The following is an 18,059-nucleotide window of genomic DNA, read 5'->3' as shown; positions in this document are numbered from 1 at the left end:
AGTAGCATACGTGTGTCCATTATCTAAATGCTTTTCGAAGGAAAATTGTTTGTCACAACTGCAATGAATTAAATCGGAAGAAGGTGCTAAACCACCTTGTGTAGATAAGCTCCTGTTACAAAACTTGGCGCTGCAACGCAGCCCATTTGATGGAAACAGGGTATCCATTGGTTATGCTTAGTTGAAAACAAGGGCCATTGATTATGCAAAAAAAACTCAATAACCCAGATTCACAAGGCGTAGATTGCTATTGCATTTAAAAATCAATTTATCTAAGTTTGTTGCGGAAAAATGGGCATTGAATGAAATCAGCAAAGGAAAAAATGATTGCCGGCCTTCCCTATATCGATTCGGAGGGGCAATTATTTAAGGAAAGACAATACGCAAAAGAAGAACTTAAACGGTTTAACGATTCGGAGCCTAAACACCTGAAATTCAGAAAACAGATTATTCAAAAACTTTTTAAATCGACGGGAACTCGATTCTTTCTCGAACCTCCTTTTCGTTGCGATTATGGTTACAATATTGCTATTGGTGAGAACTTTTACAGCAATTATAATTGTACAATATTAGACGGTGCACCAGTTACCATAGGTGATAATGTATTATTTGGTCCTAATGTAAGCCTCTTCACAGCCGGCCATCCCCTCCATTTTGAAGCAAGAAATCAAGGTTGGGAGTTTGCGTTGCCTATCGTAATCGAAGATAATGTATGGATCGGTGGACAGGTTGTCGTCAATCCCGGCGTGCGAATCGGAAAAAATTCGGTCATTGGTTCTGGATCAGTCGTCACAAAAGATATTCCAGCAGACGTCGTAGCTGCAGGTAATCCGTGCCGGGTTATACGTAACATTACCGAAGCGGATCGGATCACCTATGCTGAAAATCCGTAAGGATCACAAGGAGCAGCACCGGTGTGCAGCCATAACCTACCTCATGGCTCATTGTCGGGCATGAGATCATTGGTTGGCGGTAATGAATACGTGATCATGAGCTCCTCCTTTTGTTTTATAGGAACAAAACCATTACTTTCCCAAAAATGCTGCTGTGCAGAGGGCGCTTCGGCTTGGAGCATTTTACCACCGAACGTATCGATAAATAGTCGCGCATGTTTCAATAATGCTGTGCCTACACCTTTCAGTCTTACATGTGGAGCAACAGCGAGGAAATGGATTGTATAAGTATCACCTGAACTAATCAGGCTCAGCACGCCTACTACTTCGTTTCCGTCGTAGGCGGCAAAATGCGTCGCTTCAAAATCGCCCTCCAACATCACCTCGGCCAACTTACCTTCCAGAGCGAAAACCTCTTTTCGAAGTTTCCAGGTCCGGGCGGCAAAAACTTGTTCAATGTACCAATCTATCATAATCCTTTTTCTAATGAGATAAATGCGTCGGAAAGATGATTAATGGTATCCGAAGGTAATAAGGAATAGGCACCAATCGTCTTAACTGCAATATCTGCCGCGCGCCCATGGATATATACCCCCATAATTAAAGCTTCTTTAGAAGAATAGCCCTGTCCAAGCAAGGAGGTAATAATCCCTGTCAGTATATCGCCACTGCCTCCTGTTGCCATGCCCACGTTGCCTGTACTATTGAAGTAAACGAGCCCATCAGGCATAACCATTGCACTATTTGCCCCTTTTATTAACAGGTACAACTGATGTTTACGCGCAAAAGCTTTCACTTTCTCAATCTTTTCGAAATCATCTTGCCAAGCACCCAATATCCGGCTAAGTTCTTTGGGATGGGGTGTTAATATACTGTGCGCTGGAACAGAGGCCCAAAGATCTGGTTCGCGGGCAAGAATATTTAAAGCATCAGCATCTAATACCAAAGGGGTATCATTAACCTGAGTTATAAATACCTTTAACGCATCAATTGTATGGGATGCTGTTCCCATCCCGATTCCGATACCCACTGACTGATAACCTGTCAATAAGGGGAATTGACTAATGAAATCTTGTTGGAGATCAGTCATCACCATCGCTTCGGGCACGGCAGTCTGTAAAATAGTATTACCGCAGTTAGGTACATAAGCTGAGGCTAAACCGCAACCCGCTCGAAGAGCCGCTTTTAGCGCAAGCTGAACAGCCCCCATTTTACCTTTACTTCCGCCAATAATCAGGGTATGACCAAATGTTCCCTTATGATCAAATCTCCTTCGTTGTCGATAAAAGGACCTAAGGAAGGACTCGTCGACATAAAACAGATTGGTTTCTGCCAATTCAATTGCACGTTGGCTAAGACCGATATCCAATACCTTGAAGTCTTTTACATACCATTGGTTTTCGGGTATTAGCAAGGCTATCTTTGGAAACTGAAAGGTATATACCATATCTGCCTTTACAATGGGAACATCTTTAGCTGTCTTTTCATCAGCCAGCAGCCCAGAAGGCATATCGATCGAATAGATTGTTGCACCACATCCATTTATACTGGAAATTATACCATTCCAGTCAGCTGTCAGTGCCCGCTTTAATCCATATCCAAACAAGCAATCCAGTACGATTGCATCGGAAGGAATATCAATCTGGTCTTCCGCTGCAATTTTTTGAATCATATGATTGGGTAAACGCTTTTGATTGGTAAGATTATCTACGGAGTAATCCTTAACATCCACTAAATAAACCTTGACTTGGGCCTGTTGTTGATCCAACAGACCCGCCAGCACCAAACCATCGCCGCCGTTGTTTCCCTTACCACAAAAAATATAAAAGGTACTTTGCTCCAATCGTGAATGAAGCTTTTTAATTTCCTCAAAAACAACTGTTGCAGCTCGTTCCATCAGGTCAAGACTACTAATTTTCTGATCCTTTAAGGTTTCACTATCAATCCCGTTTATCTGCTGAGCGGAAAGTATCTTCATGTCGTTTCTATTTTTATTGAAAGTACCTATTCTCAAGCTCAATTAAAAATCTCTGTATACTTTTTGGTAGGCGATAGCAATCCTAAAGTAGGATACCAAGAAGGATGCTACCGCCTAACTCGTGTAAGTCACAATTTCTATGCACTTGTTGTTACCTCTTTCACCCCGCCTGTCCGTTTCAAGGTACCCCAAGTATTTAATTCACCTTTAATCGCTTTTCTGACAGACTTGAATAAAACGAAATACATCAGTTGACGCCAGAAAAAACGCTGCGGAAACAAATAAATTAAATTGCTAAGCTTCTCGCCTTCCATTTTAAAGGCAATGCCTGCAAAGAACATATCCACGAATACAAAAAGGAAGTAATAAAACATCACTTGACCAAAACCATTATGCAGTGAAAATAATCCTGCAATTCCTGTCCAGCTGATACCATTTACCTCGCTTAGGGAGAAAAGACCGCTCACCAGAGAGAATAACATAAAAATATCGGCCAAGGGCGCAAATAAAGGAAGTATAATCTGAAAAATCAGAATATTAGGCATTCCGACCATACCAAAATAGCCGTATTTGGGATTTAACAGGGTTTGTTTATTTTTCCAAAAACTCTGCAACACACCAAAGCTCCAACGGAAACGCTGCTTGAAGAGCATTTTTACCGTATCTGGTGCTTCCGTATAAGCGATTGCTTCAGATGAATTTCGCACGGTATAACCCGCTCTTAATATACGCATGGTTAAATCACAATCTTCCGCTAATGTATCCGTTGTAAATCCACCCACTTCCAAAATAACAGATCTACGAAAGGCGCCAATTGCCCCTGGTACGACCGATATCATGTTGAGCAAATCGAAAGCTCTCCTATCCATATTCTGTGAAGTAATATACTCGATCGATTGCCAATGTGTCAATATATTATGGACATTTCCTACTTTAACACTTCCTGCGACAGCAGCGACTTGAGATTTGTTAAAATATTTCATCAACTGCTTTAGCGCATCTGTCTTCAGTTGAGTATCGGCATCGATACAGAGCACAAACTGAGCATCGGATTGCTCGATACCATAGTTAAGCGCAGATGCTTTCCCTCCGTTTGGTTTTGTAAATAACCTGACTTTAGGATGATCGCCATACACCTTACTGACCATCTCAAAAGTTTTATCTTTCGATCCATCATCAACGAAAATCAACTCATAATTGGGGTAATCCAAATTCAACAGGCTTTTTATAGTTGCCAACACGGTTATTTCCTCATTATAGGCCGGAATGATCACACTTACCTTCTCCCGACGATCCACAACCAATTGAGATTGCTCTTTTTTACTTTTTTGTTTTTGCCGGATTGCCAAATAAGCAATCATTGCTGTTCTAAAAATTGCCAATACAATGGCAATGGAAAAAACCAGATTCAAAAAGATGTTACCATAAAACAATGTTCCTAAGAACAAGCGGTTGGAAGATCCACTAAATCCCGAATCGGAAGCATTTTCAACAGGTGGCATCAATTCATCTCGTTTTTTGCCCATTAAATCACCAATCGTTGCAAATTTATATCCATGCGATTTAAAATAATGAATAATACGTGGCAAGGCGGCTATGGTCGCTTCTCGATTGCCTCCAGCATCATGTAATAGGATAATATTCCCGTTATCGCGTCGTTTGATGACTTCATTATAGACTTCATCTGCTGTACGGCCAGGTAACCAATCGTTGGGATCGATGTATTCGCCAATATTGATATAGTTCTCTTTACGGCTCTGGGCCACGGGCAGAATTTCGGCCACCGTCTGTGGTTCGGCATCCGCATTAAAAGGAGCTCTGAAAAGAATTGTACTATGACCGGTTATACATTCAATGATCTTTCGGGTGGCGTTCAACTCGAACTTAACACGATTTGGCCCTATTGTGGACATATCGGGGTGAAAAAAAGTATGGTTACCGATTTCATGTCCCTCCTGGTATTCGCGACGGACCAGATCCATATTTTTCTCAGCCATCACACCCACAAGAAAGAAAGCTCCCGGAACACGTTCTTTTTTTAAGATGTCCAATACTTGTGGCGTATATGTCGGATCAGGCCCATCATCGAATGTGAGCACCACCGTCTTGTCTCTTTCTCCAAAGCGCTTAATAACGTAATTACTCGGTGTTTTTACATACACTTGGTCCTGAATCATTAGCGTCGATGGATCGTAAGTAAATTTAACTTCCCCAGGAGCCGGGCTATTGACCAAATCCAAAATTTCCCCATCGCCAATATATTGAATCCCTCCCACATTGATCTGACTTATTTTCCGAAAGTCAAAAGGCTCTTTTTTCAAATTTTCTTGATTCAATGATCTGGAAATAAACGACCATAAACGAGCGTCTTCACTTCCCAAACGCCAAAGAGCAATGCCTGCAAGGCCCCAGTCATCGGCTTTGCGGATGAGATTGAAATAAGTTGCGGCATCGGTGAAATAGACATCATGGCGCATCCCCGCACCATCTGTATAGCTGAAGTTGAGATTGGAAGATTGGGGATCAAAAGTAATCTTAGCATTGTAATTATGCGCCAAGATAACGGCGTTATCATACGTCAACGTTTTGCCCACCCGATCTTTCGGCCAGTCATATCCATAACATGCCAAAGCCAAAATCACTTTGTCTGCATCGATCTTATTGCAAAGTTCATCCAGGTTCTTTTCAACCCATGCCTGATGTGAAATGGCCCCAGCATTACTTTCAATGGAATGCTGATCATAAGCCATCAAAATAATATAATCGTTATATTTTTGTAAGGAAATGGGATCGTAATCATCATTTTCAGGCGAGATATCTTGCGTGACAAGCAGGCCCTCCGTATGAAATACGGTATAGATATGCGCCATAAAATCGTTTAATGGCTGGTGGTCATCCAACTGTAAATTCTCAAAGTCGATATTTATGCCTGCAAAACCATTACGCTTCACTTTAAGAAGGATGTCGTCTATAAAACGTTGTTGTTTATCCGGATTAAGCAAAATAGCCTTTACAGTCTGCCCATCAAAATCGTTACCACTGAAATTGGAAATCTGCGCAATTGCTTTACGCTTATATTGATGGATCACCTTAAGCGCAGCAGTATCTGCTTTATCGACCACGGTATCTTGATTAGGTACCGTAAAAAAGGACTCCATGGCGACCATATCCAAATGACCTATATTTCGGCGTAAATCAGATAAAGACTGTTCACGAACTTCATTAGACCAAGAACTGACATAAAAGCCCATATTGATCCTGTCTTTGGTACCAATATGTTTCAAATGCTTCAGCTCACGGTCACGTTTAATCTTCTCCAATTCGGATTTTACAATGGTAAACTCCTTGAATTGTTTGGATTTTTTTAATCTGGCGGTGGACTTTTCGGTCAATGCTGTGTTGGTATTAATTGTTGGAAAAGGAGGAATCTGAATCTTTCCCAATGTATAAACCACACATATCACACCAATGATCAAACCTATTACCAATGCGCTGCTCATCCATGAAAAAGCGTACCAGCGCTTTTTGCTTGACGTCTGAAAAATCTGTTTTCCTGACATAATCGTATTCTTTTTAACTTCGGCTAAGCTACATCAGAAAATGATCCAAAAAGCGGATGAGTAGCTTAAAAATTTCTTAATTTTCTCAAATGATTTATGTTTCGAATTATATCTAGATTTAAGTATATTCGATAAACGCAATACACTAGTTCAGAAAATTTTATATGAGATCCATACATGTACTCATTCCACTCCTCTCGTGTCAGGTTTTCATTGGCTGTGGACAACCGAATGTGGCTTCACCAAAAGCCCAAGTGCTCGACTCGGTCGCTGCGGATCTAGCGAGAACGGACGGAAGCCAGTTTATTAACCCCGCTGGGATGACGGTCAAATCACGCATTTTATTGCCGGAAGGCTTTAAAAGAGCAAACTACCGGACTGAAGAATTTGGAAATTTCCTTGAAAATCTTCCATTGTACCCCATCGACAGGGAGGTACATTATTACAATGGAAAAATTAAACCTAGAAATAACATCTACAACAGTGTTGTAAAGCTGGACATCGGAAAGCGCGATTTACACCAATGCGCGGATGCTGTCATGCGACTCAGGGCAGATTACTTATACCAACAAAAGCGGTACAAGGATATCAAATTCAACTTCCTTTCAGACGGTAAACCCCGTACATTTACAAACTACGCAAAAGGAGATTACGCCTACCCAACCTATTGGAAATATTTGGAATATATTTTTGCCTATGCAAATACGGCTTCACTACATGATGAGCTGCCCCGTGTAAAAACGACTCAAGAAGTTAAGATTGGAGATACTTTTATCCAAAAAGGATCTCCTATTGGCCATGCAATCATTGTAGTTGATCTGGCCAAGGACAGCACTGGAAAAACAATTGTACTACTCGCACAAAGCTACATGCCAGCCCAAGAAATACAAATTTTAAACAATTGGAACAACAGCAAGCTTAGTCCTTGGTACGATATTGACCAAGATATTATAAAAACCCCTGAATGGACATTTTATCCTAAAAACCTTAAAACCTGGGAGTAGTCCACTGTGAACAAGACTGCCGTTAAAATCGACCGGATGATTGTCCGTACAAGCAGTAAAAAATAATAAAAGATATTTTTGTCTTTTATTATAATTCTCTATTTTTGTAAACGATAGTCATTTGCAAATGAACCCTATCAAGGTTATAAGATTCCTCGCAGCGAGTGGATTTTTTCATTTTTTATTCTGATCAAATAAAAGATAAAAAGGTATTTAAATATTTTATTATGATTACTGAAGCACAAAAAGAGTTAATCAAAGGTACTGTACCGGTTTTAAACGAACATGGTGTAGCGCTGACCAGTTATTTTTATAAACGTATGTTTGACCACAATCCGGAGCTTAAACATGTCTTCAATATGGGAAACCAACAAAATGCGCGACAACAAACGGCTTTGGCTACAGCAGTATTAGCCTATGCGGAGCATATTGAGAATCCAGCAGTCCTTCTTTCGGCAGTGAAACATATCGGACAAAAACACAGTAGCCTCAATATTCGTCCGGAGCATTATCAGATTGTTGGGAAGCATTTATTGGCGTCCATTCAGGAAGTATTGGGGGCTGCTGCCACAGAAGAACTGATTGAAGCCTGGGAAGTTGCCTATTTTCAGCTAGCAGATCTGATGGTCGGAGTCGAAAAGGATATGTATAATCAGATGATCCAGAGCGACGGCGGATGGACGGGCTGGAAGCCATTCACCATTATAAAAGTGGTAGCCGAGACCGATGAGATTCAGTCTATTTATCTCAAGCCAACAGATCAAGGAAGACTTCCAAAACACGAGGCAGGCCAGTATGTAAGTGTACGTGTATTTCTTCCCGAATTACACCTTTATCAACCCAGACAATATAGTCTTTCCGATGCGAGTAACGGCGAATACCTCCGGATTTCGGTAAAAAGAGAAGCCGCGGAAGGAAAACCTGAGGGTATGGTGAGTAATTATATACATCAATACGTTGAGGTTGGAAAACAACTGGAACTCACAGCACCAACAGGCTCCTTTCAATTGGTCGAAAGTGACAAACCACATGTATTTATCAGTGGCGGCGTTGGTCAGACCCCATTGATGGCCATGTTAGAGCATCTAGCGGACAAGAAAGAAGACAAACCGATCACTTGGATCCATGGTTGCCGCAACCCTGATCTACATGCGTTTAAAGAAAGAGTAAAAACATTGGAGAGCCAACATCAAAACATGACTAGCTTTTCTTTCTATGACGAAGCGCAGGGTATGGACACTGACGCTCTTGAGGGTTGGGTTGATCTCGCTAAAATAGATGCTTCTTATCTTCCACAGGAGGCAAACTATTACCTGTGTGGCCCTGCAGGATTTATCAAAAAGCACTTCCAATATTTAACCCATCAGGGCATCAACGCTGAGAACATTCATTTTGAAGAATTTGGTCCGGCATCTTTGCAACTAAATTAATTGCACTGCCCTATTTCATGAAATAGTCATCCCTAATTTTTAATCGTTGCGGATGGCTATTTTTGATTTTGTACATTTGCAAAAAGCAAAAAAGAGATTATGGGTATTTTTTCTAAAACATGTGAATATGGACTAAGGGCAGTTTTTTTTATTGCACAAAGCTCCCAAGAAAATAAACGCGTGAGCATAAAAGAAATAGCAGAGAGTATCCATTCTCCAGAGGCTTTTCTAGGCAAGATACTACAGAATCTAAGCCGAGCAGGTATCATTCGATCCATGAAGGGACCTGGCGGGGGGTTTTACCTCGACAGCGGAGATATGTCCACACCACTATCCGAGGTCGTTAAAGCAATCGACGGTGAAAGTCTATTTGTCGGCTGCGGCATGGGGCTTGAATTCTGCTCCGAACAATATCCCTGTCCCTTGCATCATGAGTTCAAAAGCATACGCAATAACCTTTCAGAAATGCTTCAAAAAACAACAGTCGGCCAATTCAATGATGATCTTATCAAGGGAAAAATCCTATTAACGAAAAGCCATATCGAACCCGATAAAACCAGGACAAATTCCTCAGATTAATAGGCCAAATCTTCCGCTTCTTCCTGCTATTTTCCAGCTGTGCCCCTTTACAAAAAGTAAAGAAGTGCGCATAAATTCCATTTTTCAATATATAAATATTAAATCCATATAACACACAATAAACACCTGAAAGATAGGTTTATAAAAAAAAATAAAAATGTAAAAAAAAGAATTTTAGACATCTTAACATTTGTTTCCACAGAAGACCTAAAATCGCCCTAAATTCGACCTTTTAGGGTGAAACTACGCTTATAGGAAAACCGATCTGGCAGAGGCTCGACCGCCTCGATATAACCTGTTGTAAATAATGCTCATTTCCTAATTAAACAGTCCTATTGAGCGCAGCAATCAGGCATCTATTTAACCGATCACTGGGCAATAATTGCCCTCTTTGCATAGCTTTCCTTTGGGTTAAATTTAAAAAATGAGGATTATTCTCTGACTACAACACCATCTTTTCGTATTTTACTGGAAGAATCATACTATTAAAAATAATAGCATTATAAACTCTAATTAACAATAAATTATGTAATTTATATAAACAAAAAAAATAACATTAAATAACACCATTAACGGGCTATTTTAAATAAAAAAAGGTGTGGATAAAATTTTATCCACACCTTTTTCTTACTCAAGTACAGCCACAATGTGAAGAACCATACAGCCCCGGTTTACACAAAAGTCAAACAGGTAAATATCGTTGTATCTTCGCGCTTGATTTATGCAGGCTAAAAATAACATGTGCGACAAGACATATGTCAATGATAACCGCAGACAAAAAAGGCCTCGAAACAAATGGGCGCCTGAGCAGGGTTCAATTGACCAGCGTAAGCCCCACTTGCGCACCCCGTCTCATGAACGCAAGCAAACACGCGATATAACAAGCTTTTTATGCGATATAAGAGAATATCTATCCATAACCAACCAAATACATATAATCTTTACAAAATCGCTTAAAACGGATAATAACATCTTTCCCGCCTAACTATGGGTAAACCTTAAAAACACAGCTGCCGAAGTACCCATGAGGAGTACTTGACTTGCAGTCGACGGGACACTCTATTTCTATATCACCATTCTGAGTCATGCTATCCAATTCTACCCCCCTCTTAATCGATTTAAGATAACAACTTTCTGCAAAACACCACATTCACCTCTACAAAAAAAGAAGAGCACAGTGGGGCTTAAAACGACTCAAACAACATCTTATCTGCGCTAGAACTTTATGGACCCAGTAAAAAACTTCAGGAGTTGAAGGGTCGCAAATTCATAAAAAAAATGAGAATAAAAACCTTTAAAATAAATAAGTAAAATGGATTATATAAAGCTATACATCATAAAAAAACTACCCTAGACCGTTAAAATCAAATTCGGAAAGAACATAACAAACGCTTTTATTATCTTTAAATTTTTCAAAAAGACCATGAATAAAGACACCTTAGTGAGATCATTCTTAAAAGCAGAACGGATAAAGATGAAGAAAGCCCGTAATGTCATTATTGGAATTTTCTTGGTTATGTTTGCTTTTTGTTACGGTTTTTTCTTATTTGCCTTTTTTTCGAAATGGTCAGCCAGTGAAGATAAGCTCTCGTTTTTCTATAAGTCACTCCCTACCATATCTGTTCTTTTTATTTATTTAGGTTTTGCGTTCGGTATATTGTGCTGGATGGCTTACATTAAAAATCAAAAATTCATCAATGCGCTACAGCGACTAAACGATCATGATATAGCAGTCTACCAGGAGTACAATAGACGACTCATGCACTTTTTTGCCGTTGCCGCTCCTTATCTTTTTTGTGAAAATGAGATTTTATTCTTTCCGTTGATCGGAAACAAACGGATCGCTATTCATCAAATCCATCGTATTGAAACAAAAATTATCAGAAATTACCGGGGACCTAACAGCTATCGTATCTATTTCTACAATGAATTCAAAAAAATTCATCAGGTTACCATGAATCAAAAAGGAGCTTTTGAGTTTTTACAGGAAGAGCTTTGGAAGAAAAAACCGGATTTGGTTATTTTAGCAAGAAATCATTAATAAAAAGGTTTTACGGATACTGTCGAAAAAAGTACAAAGAAGCAATGCTACCTCAAAGTCAATATCGGATTTTAATCCAGCCAACAGCGAATCGATGACCTTCTCACTAAACACACGATACGAACAAATCTATAACCTTCTAGCGAAGAACATTCATACGGTTGTTAAGGACGCCTAAGCTGAGCCTATCAATCCTTTATTCTTTTTCCAACAAAGCTACTCTTGAATATACGAGCCATATTTTCCTGATTCCGCAACTTCTTTGATCACTTGATTGCGCTCCTCGAGAAAGCATCGCATATAGCGCGTTAAAAAAAGCCATTCTGCAAATCTCCCCAAAACTCCGAGCGGCGCCTTGAAATTAAATATATCACGCATGACTACTTTTCCATTTTCAAGTTGCTTGAAAATGTGCTTGTGATCCATGGTATGAAATACCCCCTGGGTCATTTGATCTTCAAAAAAATGAGGCTTTTCCATCGCCGTTATCTGCACGGTCAATGTTTGCGTAATGCCGAGATGTCTTGCGAGCCACCGAACCTTTTGTCCTGCTTCGATCAAACCCGTCGTCACTCCATCAATCGCTTTCTCCCTTGTTTTCTTTGTCGAATACATATGCAAATCAATACTACGCGCCAGGTCAAAAACAACAGGCAAAGGAGCCTCTATAACTGTATCTAAAATAAGCTGCGGCATAATATACGCTTAAAAATTTTCACACGAATTTCGTAAAATTCGGTAACTTCTTTAGGATTCAGCATTAGAATTTTATAAATTGAGTGTATTCTATCCAAACAGCAACATAGACAATAAGCATGATAACACTCCTTCCATTCGAAAGATCAGATTTCCCCCTTTTTAAATCCTGGATTGGATCAGCAGAGGAACTATTGCAATTTGCAGGACCTTATTTTTCGTTTCCTCTTAGCGATCAGCAACTTGAACAATATATACAAAACCCAAAGCGCCGCGCTTTTAAAATAACAGATACAACAACCACAGAAACTATTGGTCACTGTGAATTAAACTTCGAACGAGACATCCCAAGACTCTGCCGCATTTTGATTGCAAAAAGTTCCGAACGAAATAAAGGCTATGGCAAAAGCACCATAAATGCACTGCTAAAACTACTTTTCATCGAAGGAAACTATGATATAGCTGATCTAAACGTTTATGACTGGAACTACAATGCAATTCGGTGCTATGAAACCGTAGGCTTCCGGATCAACGAAAATATTATTTCAACAGTAGCAATTGGAGATGAAACCTGGAAAAGCCTCAATATGCAAATCAATAAATCAACATGGAAAGCTAATTTAGCGCGATGAAAAACAAGCGAAAATTAAAGCATATCACCCTATACTTACTTATTATGGGTACATTGATCGGTTTTTATAGCTGGAAAATCGAGCCGCATTGGGTAAAATATGAACAGATCGATCTACCTATAAAACATTTACCCGAGGTATTGAACGGAAAATCATTGGTCCAGATTTCTGACATCCACATCGGAAACTATGTGGATAAAGATTTTATAAAAAGAACCTTCCGAGAAATCGCAGCATTAAAACCGGATATCATTGTGTACACCGGCGATTTTGTACGGCTCGTTAATCATAAAATACCCTTAGCTGAGCTTGATAAAGTCATGCAAGTTGCACCAAAAGGCAAACTTCAGACATTGGCGATCCTAGGAAATCATGATTATGGAACGAATTTTAGGGACAGTGCTGCAGCAGACTCAATCGTGAGCCTACTCAAAGGATATAACATCAGCGTATTGAGAAATGAAAGTGTAACAATTCATGGGTTAAGAATATTCGGCATAGATGACCTTTGGGGAACGAATTTTAACCCTATCAAAGCTATGAAGGAGTATAACCAATCGCAAGCCAGTTTGGTCTTATGCCATAATCCAGATGCCGCAGACCTCAATGTCTGGAATGGTTACACTGGCTGGATTCTGGCAGGACATACGCACGCGGGTCAGATACGAATTCCATTTTGGGGCTCCCCGATCATACCTGTACGAAACAAAAAATATGATCAAGGAATAAAAAAAATAAGCGGAAACAGAATATTATATATCAATCGAGGACTGGGACACAGTATTCCTATCAGATTCAACGCCAGACCCGAGGTTACAATTTTCACCTTGAAAAAGGAATCACAAAATGAAATCCATTAGGTTCGATCCAACCTTTTAAAGAAGGTATGGATAAAATGCGGTATAAATAGTTTGCCTATAATCGTCTAAAGGATCTATTCCTTGCTGTCTACCCAAAACAGCATAGCTTGAACTCCAAAAATCCGAAACGATGAAAAGCTGACGCACAAAGCTTTTTAAATTCGACAATGGAATATCTCGACGGAACATAAATCAAAAACCGTCAATTTAAAGCATAAAAAAACCTTTGTTTGACGCCAACCACGATGATATCAAACAAAGGAGCTTATGATCAACACCTGACATGCCAAGTGTTTTCTTTCGTGCTAATATTCAATCAAAACCTCGGTTACTTGCGCACCTTGTTTTGCACTTTTGAATTTAAACTTCACCTTTTGGTTGAGGTTTAATTTCTGACCGACGAGACGATCATTGAAATATATTGATTGCTGCGTTTCGTTGTCCCTAATAAAACCGTAATTGGACTCGGTATTATAATGAACAACCTTTCCAAAAGAATAGTCTTCTTGAGGAGAAGCGTTATATGTCGGAGTTTCACCTTCTTTCAATTTTACCGGCGGTTTGTCTGAGATATTTCCGTATTCATCAACATAGGCAAACAATTCTTCTAATGACTTTCCCTTGTCATTGTTTGTTTTGTTGAATTCTTTTTTCTCATTTTTTTGTTGCTTTTTAAGTAGCTTCTTTTTTTCTCGTTCTTTTTTGTTAAATGTAATTTGGCTTTTGCTCATTCAATATGGATTAAAATAAAATGTTCCCGAAGAGGTTACGGACCTTTAGAGCTTCATTGAAAAGATAAAAATGCGAGGTATACTAAGGAGATATTTACAAAGATAAGAAAAATTCTTCAGAAAATGTCTATTAAGCGTTTGTATTCATGCTGATATCAACTTAGCGTGAGTTCATCGTTATTGATTTTAAGCTCGATCTATAGGTAATAGTTTTATGCGTATGTTTTTGTGAACGCCCCTAGAGCAAACGATAGTTTGACTAGCGGTGAGTTTAACCTTCAATTGTGAATAAGAGCCTATACTCTCGCATCCTTTCGCAAATAGATAAACCCGATTGCAATCCTAAAATTGAGAAATTCCATAAAACAAAAAAGATCATTTAGACGTTACTTTTAAAAAAAACTATGGAAATAAGAAACATCGAAAGGGACGAAAGAGGCAATTTTATTGCAGAAGTTGAAAATAATGAAGCCGGAATTTTAGAGTATACCTGGCAAAACGATCATGAGTTTTCCATTGATCATACAGAAGTCTACGACGAGTATCAGGGAATGAGCGTGGGAAAAAAATTGGTACTGGAGGCTGTTGACTACGCCCGAAAGAATGACGCCAAAATTATCCCAAATTGTCCCTATGCGAAAGCTATCTTCGATAAAACAATAGCTTTTCAAGATGTATTGGCATAAAAAAGCCGTTTTATCCTATTGATAAAACGGCTTTTTATACTGTATTGAGTGGATTAAATGACGATATTGATTATTTTTCCTTTGACAAAAATAATCTTTTTGATCGCCTTCCCATCTAAATGCCGTTGTACATCAGCATGGGCTTTAATCGTATCTTCTACTGCTTTTTGATCTAAATCAAGTGCCAATGACAGATTAAATTTCATCTTACCATTGAAAGACACCGGATAAGCAAATTCCGATTCAACTAAATATTCTGGTTTAAATACAGGATATGAAGCGTAAGATAGTGTACCAGCTTCATTACCCAACAGCGCCCACAACTCTTCCGTAATATGTGGTGCATAAGGCTGAAGAATAATGACAAGCTGTTCCAATATTTGTCTTTTATTGCATTTCAACTCGGTCAATTCATTGACACAGATCATAAAGGCTGAAACTGAAGTATTGAATGAAAAACGCTCAATATCGTCTTCCACCTTTTTGATAATTTTATGTAAGGCTTTAAACTCTGCTTTGGATGGATCTTCATCGGAAACAGTGAAACTACCCTCAGCATCGTGGAACAGTCGCCATACTTTACGTAAAAACTTATAAACCCCTTCAATCCCATTTGTATTCCAAGGCTTAGCTTGCTCCAAAGGCCCCAAAAACATTTCATATAGTCGTAATGTATCTGCTCCATAGGATTCGATAATATCGTCCGGATTGACCACATTGAATTTGGATTTTGACATTTTCTCCACTTCGCTGCCGCAGATATACTTACCATTTTCCAACACAAATTCGGCGTTGGCAAAGTCAGGTCTGAAAGCTTTGAATTTTTCCAAATCCAACTGATCATTATAGACTATATTTACATCGACATGTAATGGAATTGTTTTATATTCGTTTCTCAACCCATAGGATACAAATCGATTTGTGCCTCTACCCTCTTCATCCAACACGCGATACACAAAATTAGAGCGCCCTTGAATCATGCCCTGATTAATCAATTTGCGGAATGGCTCTTCCTCATTTTGATAGCCCAAATCTTTCAAAAACTTGTTCCAAAAACGCGAATATAACAAGTGTCCAGTAGCATGCTCAGAGCCACCGATGTATAAATCTACGGCTTTCCAATAATCCACTGCTTCTTTAGACGCAAAATTACCTTCATTTTTTGGATCCATATATCTAAACCAATACCATGAAGAGCCCGCCCATCCTGGCATCGTACTCAATTCATACTCATATTGATCTTCATATTTCCAATCTTTTGCCCTTCCTAAAGGAGGTTCTCCTGATTCTGTCGGTAAATATTTATCAACCTCGGGCAATAAGAGCGGTAATTCTTCTTCTTTAATTAAATAAGGTAATCCATTTTTAAAGTAGACAGGAACGGGTTCTCCCCAATAGCGCTGACGACCAAAAATAGCGTCACGCATACGGAAGTTTATTTTTGCTTTACCTAATTTTAATTCTTCCAATTTAGCAATCAACGCAGGGACCGCCTCTTGGTAAGTCATACCATTGATAAAATCGGAATTGATATATTTCCCGTCTTTATTAGGATCAGCTTCTTCTTCAATATGTTGGGTATCCGAAATAGGAATAATAGGAAGAGCAAAATGTTTAGCAAACACATAGTCACGTTGATCGCCACTCGGAACAGCCATTACAGCACCTGTACCATAACCGGCAAGTACATAATCTGCAATCCAAATTTGTACATCTTGTCCTGAAACAGGATGTTTAGCATAAGAACCTGTAAAAGCACCAGAAACTGTTTTCGTATCGGCCATACGATCCAATTCAGATTTTTTCGCCGTTTTCTCGATATAGGCATCCACTTCAGCTTGCTGCTCAGGAGTAGTCAATGCAGCCACCAATTCATGCTCTGGAGCCAATACGATAAACGAAACGCCAAATAGGGTATCTACACGTGTAGTGAATACCTCTATGTTTGTATTTAATTGTGGCACGGGAAATTTCACGGAGGCACCTACAGATTTCCCGATCCAGTTCCGTTGCATTTCAACCAAAGGCTCTGGCCAATCAATTGTATCTAAACCTTTCAACAAACGATCCGCATAGGCCGTAATACGCATAGACCACTGCATCATCTTCTTTTGCTCCACAGGATAACCGCCACGTTCAGAGACACCGTTGATTACCTCGTCGTTCGCTAACACTGTACCTAAAGCGGCACACCAGTTTACTGTACTTTCACGCAAATAAGCAATCCGATATTTCAACAATTCCCGTTGTTGTTTTTCTTCGTCAAAAGATTTCCATTCATCAGCGCTGAATTCCAAGACATCTTCATCGGAAACTGCTAAAATGCCAGCAGAGCCACTTGCAACAAACCTAGCGATTAATGTTTCGATCGGTTCAGCTTTATCTGACTCTTTATTATACCAAGAATCAAACAATCTCATAAAAATCCACTGTGTCCATTTGTAGTATGACGGATCAGAAGTACGTACTTCTCTACTCCAGTCATAAGAGAACCCAATGTTATCCATTTGCTCACGATAACGATTGATATTTACCTCAGTCGTAACAGCAGGATGCTGACCAGTTTGAATGGCATATTGCTCTGCAGGAAGTCCAAAAGAATCATATCCCATCGGATGCAATACATTGAAACCTTTCAAACGTTTATATCTTGAAAAGATGTCCGAAGCAATATATCCCAGCGGGTGACCAACGTGCAGCCCCGCTCCGGAAGGATAAGGAAACATATCCAATACATAGTATTTTGGCTTTTGATGCGTATCGGACGTTTTATACGTTTGATGATCCGCCCAAAATTTTTGCCACTTTTTCTCTAATGATTTGTGATTATACTCCATTTTTATTCGTAAGGAATTTTTATGACTTGCGAAATTACGATTTTAATACTGAAATGTGATAAAAGTTTTGTAGTTTGAACAATAAATTATAGTATTGAAAAGTTAATTAAACATAGGAAGAAAACAGCGTTC

The 18,059-nt window shown here is 39.3% G+C and carries 14 protein-coding genes; 8 read left to right on the top strand and 6 right to left on the bottom strand.

Translation table 11 applies throughout. The features are described from left to right. Positions 1–302: 302 nt before the first annotated feature. Complete coding sequence (locus tag B3H30_RS20765; protein WP_070565562.1) at positions 303–893, top strand: sugar O-acetyltransferase; 591 nt, start codon at positions 303–305, stop codon at positions 891–893. A 41-nt stretch (positions 894–934) separates the two neighbouring features. Here B3H30_RS20765 and B3H30_RS20760 read toward each other — a convergent pair whose 3' ends face one another. From B3H30_RS20760 to B3H30_RS20750, 3 genes are all read right to left on the bottom strand, one after another. After that, entirely contained in the window at positions 935–1,366 is a 432-nt protein-coding gene (locus tag B3H30_RS20760) for a GNAT family N-acetyltransferase (RefSeq protein WP_070565564.1), read from the bottom strand. After that, a complete protein-coding gene (locus B3H30_RS20755; RefSeq protein WP_070565566.1) occupies positions 1,363–2,871 on the bottom strand; it encodes a bifunctional ADP-dependent NAD(P)H-hydrate dehydratase/NAD(P)H-hydrate epimerase in 1,509 nt (502 codons plus the stop codon). The genes B3H30_RS20760 and B3H30_RS20755 overlap by 4 nt, the downstream gene beginning before the upstream one ends. Positions 2,872–3,008: 137 nt before the next feature. Continuing rightward, positions 3,009–6,431, bottom strand: coding sequence for a glycosyltransferase (locus B3H30_RS20750; protein ID WP_070565568.1), 3,423 nt, complete (start codon positions 6,429–6,431; stop codon positions 3,009–3,011). Positions 6,432–6,595: 164 nt separating this feature from the next. Here B3H30_RS20750 and B3H30_RS20745 point away from each other — a divergent pair, with 164 nt between their 5' ends. From B3H30_RS20745 to B3H30_RS20730, 4 genes are all read left to right on the top strand, one after another. Continuing rightward, positions 6,596–7,435, top strand: a complete 840-nt coding sequence (locus tag B3H30_RS20745; protein WP_070565569.1) for a DUF4846 domain-containing protein — start codon at positions 6,596–6,598, stop codon at positions 7,433–7,435. Between the two features lie 227 nt (positions 7,436–7,662). Continuing rightward, positions 7,663–8,865: an NO-inducible flavohemoprotein gene (hmpA, locus tag B3H30_RS20740; protein ID WP_236560227.1), complete on the top strand. Its 1,203-nt coding sequence runs from the start codon at positions 7,663–7,665 to the stop codon at positions 8,863–8,865. Positions 8,866–8,964: 99 nt separating this feature from the next. Further along, positions 8,965–9,444, top strand: coding sequence for an RrF2 family transcriptional regulator (locus tag B3H30_RS20735; protein ID WP_070565571.1), 480 nt, complete (start codon positions 8,965–8,967; stop codon positions 9,442–9,444). Positions 9,445–10,867: 1,423 nt separating this feature from the next. Next, entirely contained in the window at positions 10,868–11,485 is a 618-nt protein-coding gene (locus tag B3H30_RS20730; protein ID WP_070565573.1) for a hypothetical protein, read from the top strand. A 216-nt stretch (positions 11,486–11,701) separates the two neighbouring features. On the opposite strand, the gene B3H30_RS20725 is transcribed toward B3H30_RS20730, so the two are convergent. Then, positions 11,702–12,181, bottom strand: coding sequence for an SRPBCC family protein (locus B3H30_RS20725; RefSeq protein WP_070565575.1), 480 nt, complete (start codon positions 12,179–12,181; stop codon positions 11,702–11,704). A 119-nt stretch (positions 12,182–12,300) separates the two neighbouring features. Between B3H30_RS20725 and B3H30_RS20720 the strand changes: the two genes are divergently transcribed. Next, positions 12,301–12,813 carry a GNAT family N-acetyltransferase gene (locus B3H30_RS20720; RefSeq protein ID WP_070565577.1) on the top strand — a complete coding sequence of 171 codons (513 nt, stop codon included), beginning with the start codon at positions 12,301–12,303 and terminating at the stop codon, positions 12,811–12,813. Further along, on the top strand, positions 12,810–13,673 hold the full coding sequence (locus B3H30_RS20715) for a metallophosphoesterase (protein WP_070565579.1): 864 nt from the start codon (positions 12,810–12,812) through the stop codon (positions 13,671–13,673). Before B3H30_RS20720 ends, B3H30_RS20715 begins: the two co-directional genes overlap by 4 nt. Before the next feature lie 305 nt (positions 13,674–13,978). Here the strand turns inward: B3H30_RS20715 and B3H30_RS20710 are convergent, their stop codons facing one another. Next, positions 13,979–14,404, bottom strand: a complete 426-nt coding sequence (locus B3H30_RS20710; protein ID WP_070565580.1) for a cold-shock protein — start codon at positions 14,402–14,404, stop codon at positions 13,979–13,981. Positions 14,405–14,808: 404 nt separating this feature from the next. On the opposite strand from B3H30_RS20710, the gene B3H30_RS20705 reads away from it, so the two are divergent. Continuing rightward, the gene (locus tag B3H30_RS20705) at positions 14,809–15,090 is read left to right on the top strand and encodes a GNAT family N-acetyltransferase (RefSeq protein WP_070565582.1); all 282 of its coding nucleotides are present in this window, start codon (positions 14,809–14,811) and stop codon (positions 15,088–15,090) included. Positions 15,091–15,143: 53 nt separating this feature from the next. On the opposite strand, the gene leuS is transcribed toward B3H30_RS20705, so the two are convergent. Beyond that, positions 15,144–17,927 (bottom strand): leucine--tRNA ligase, encoded by a 2,784-nt coding sequence (gene leuS, locus B3H30_RS20700; protein WP_070565584.1) that lies wholly within the window; start codon positions 17,925–17,927, stop codon positions 15,144–15,146. Positions 17,928–18,059 lie beyond the last annotated feature (132 nt).

The organism is Sphingobacterium sp. UBA7038 (genome assembly GCF_002494055.1).
GTDB lineage: Bacteria > Bacteroidota > Bacteroidia > Sphingobacteriales > Sphingobacteriaceae > Sphingobacterium > Sphingobacterium multivorum.
Note: the sequence above shows the minus strand (reverse complement) of the source record. Positions and strands in the feature narration are given on the sequence as shown.

Bases quoted from the DNA above. Each gene is read 5' to 3' on its own strand.
- B3H30_RS20765 (WP_070565562.1), top strand. From the start codon at position 303: ATGAAATCAGCAAAGGAAAAAATGATTGCCGGCCTTCCCTATATCGAT.
- B3H30_RS20760 (WP_070565564.1), bottom strand. From the start codon at position 1,366: ATGATAGATTGGTACATTGAACAAGTTTTTGCCGCCCGGACCTGGAAA.
- B3H30_RS20755 (WP_070565566.1), bottom strand. From the start codon at position 2,871: ATGAAGATACTTTCCGCTCAGCAGATAAACGGGATTGATAGTGAAACC.
- B3H30_RS20750 (WP_070565568.1), bottom strand. From the start codon at position 6,431: ATGTCAGGAAAACAGATTTTTCAGACGTCAAGCAAAAAGCGCTGGTAC.
- B3H30_RS20745 (WP_070565569.1), top strand. From the start codon at position 6,596: ATGAGATCCATACATGTACTCATTCCACTCCTCTCGTGTCAGGTTTTC.
- hmpA (WP_236560227.1), top strand. From the start codon at position 7,663: ATGATTACTGAAGCACAAAAAGAGTTAATCAAAGGTACTGTACCGGTT.
- B3H30_RS20735 (WP_070565571.1), top strand. From the start codon at position 8,965: ATGGGTATTTTTTCTAAAACATGTGAATATGGACTAAGGGCAGTTTTT.
- B3H30_RS20730 (WP_070565573.1), top strand. From the start codon at position 10,868: ATGAATAAAGACACCTTAGTGAGATCATTCTTAAAAGCAGAACGGATA.
- B3H30_RS20725 (WP_070565575.1), bottom strand. From the start codon at position 12,181: ATGCCGCAGCTTATTTTAGATACAGTTATAGAGGCTCCTTTGCCTGTT.
- B3H30_RS20720 (WP_070565577.1), top strand. From the start codon at position 12,301: ATGATAACACTCCTTCCATTCGAAAGATCAGATTTCCCCCTTTTTAAA.
- B3H30_RS20715 (WP_070565579.1), top strand. From the start codon at position 12,810: ATGAAAAACAAGCGAAAATTAAAGCATATCACCCTATACTTACTTATT.
- B3H30_RS20710 (WP_070565580.1), bottom strand. From the start codon at position 14,404: ATGAGCAAAAGCCAAATTACATTTAACAAAAAAGAACGAGAAAAAAAG.
- B3H30_RS20705 (WP_070565582.1), top strand. From the start codon at position 14,809: ATGGAAATAAGAAACATCGAAAGGGACGAAAGAGGCAATTTTATTGCA.
- leuS (WP_070565584.1), bottom strand. From the start codon at position 17,927: ATGGAGTATAATCACAAATCATTAGAGAAAAAGTGGCAAAAATTTTGG.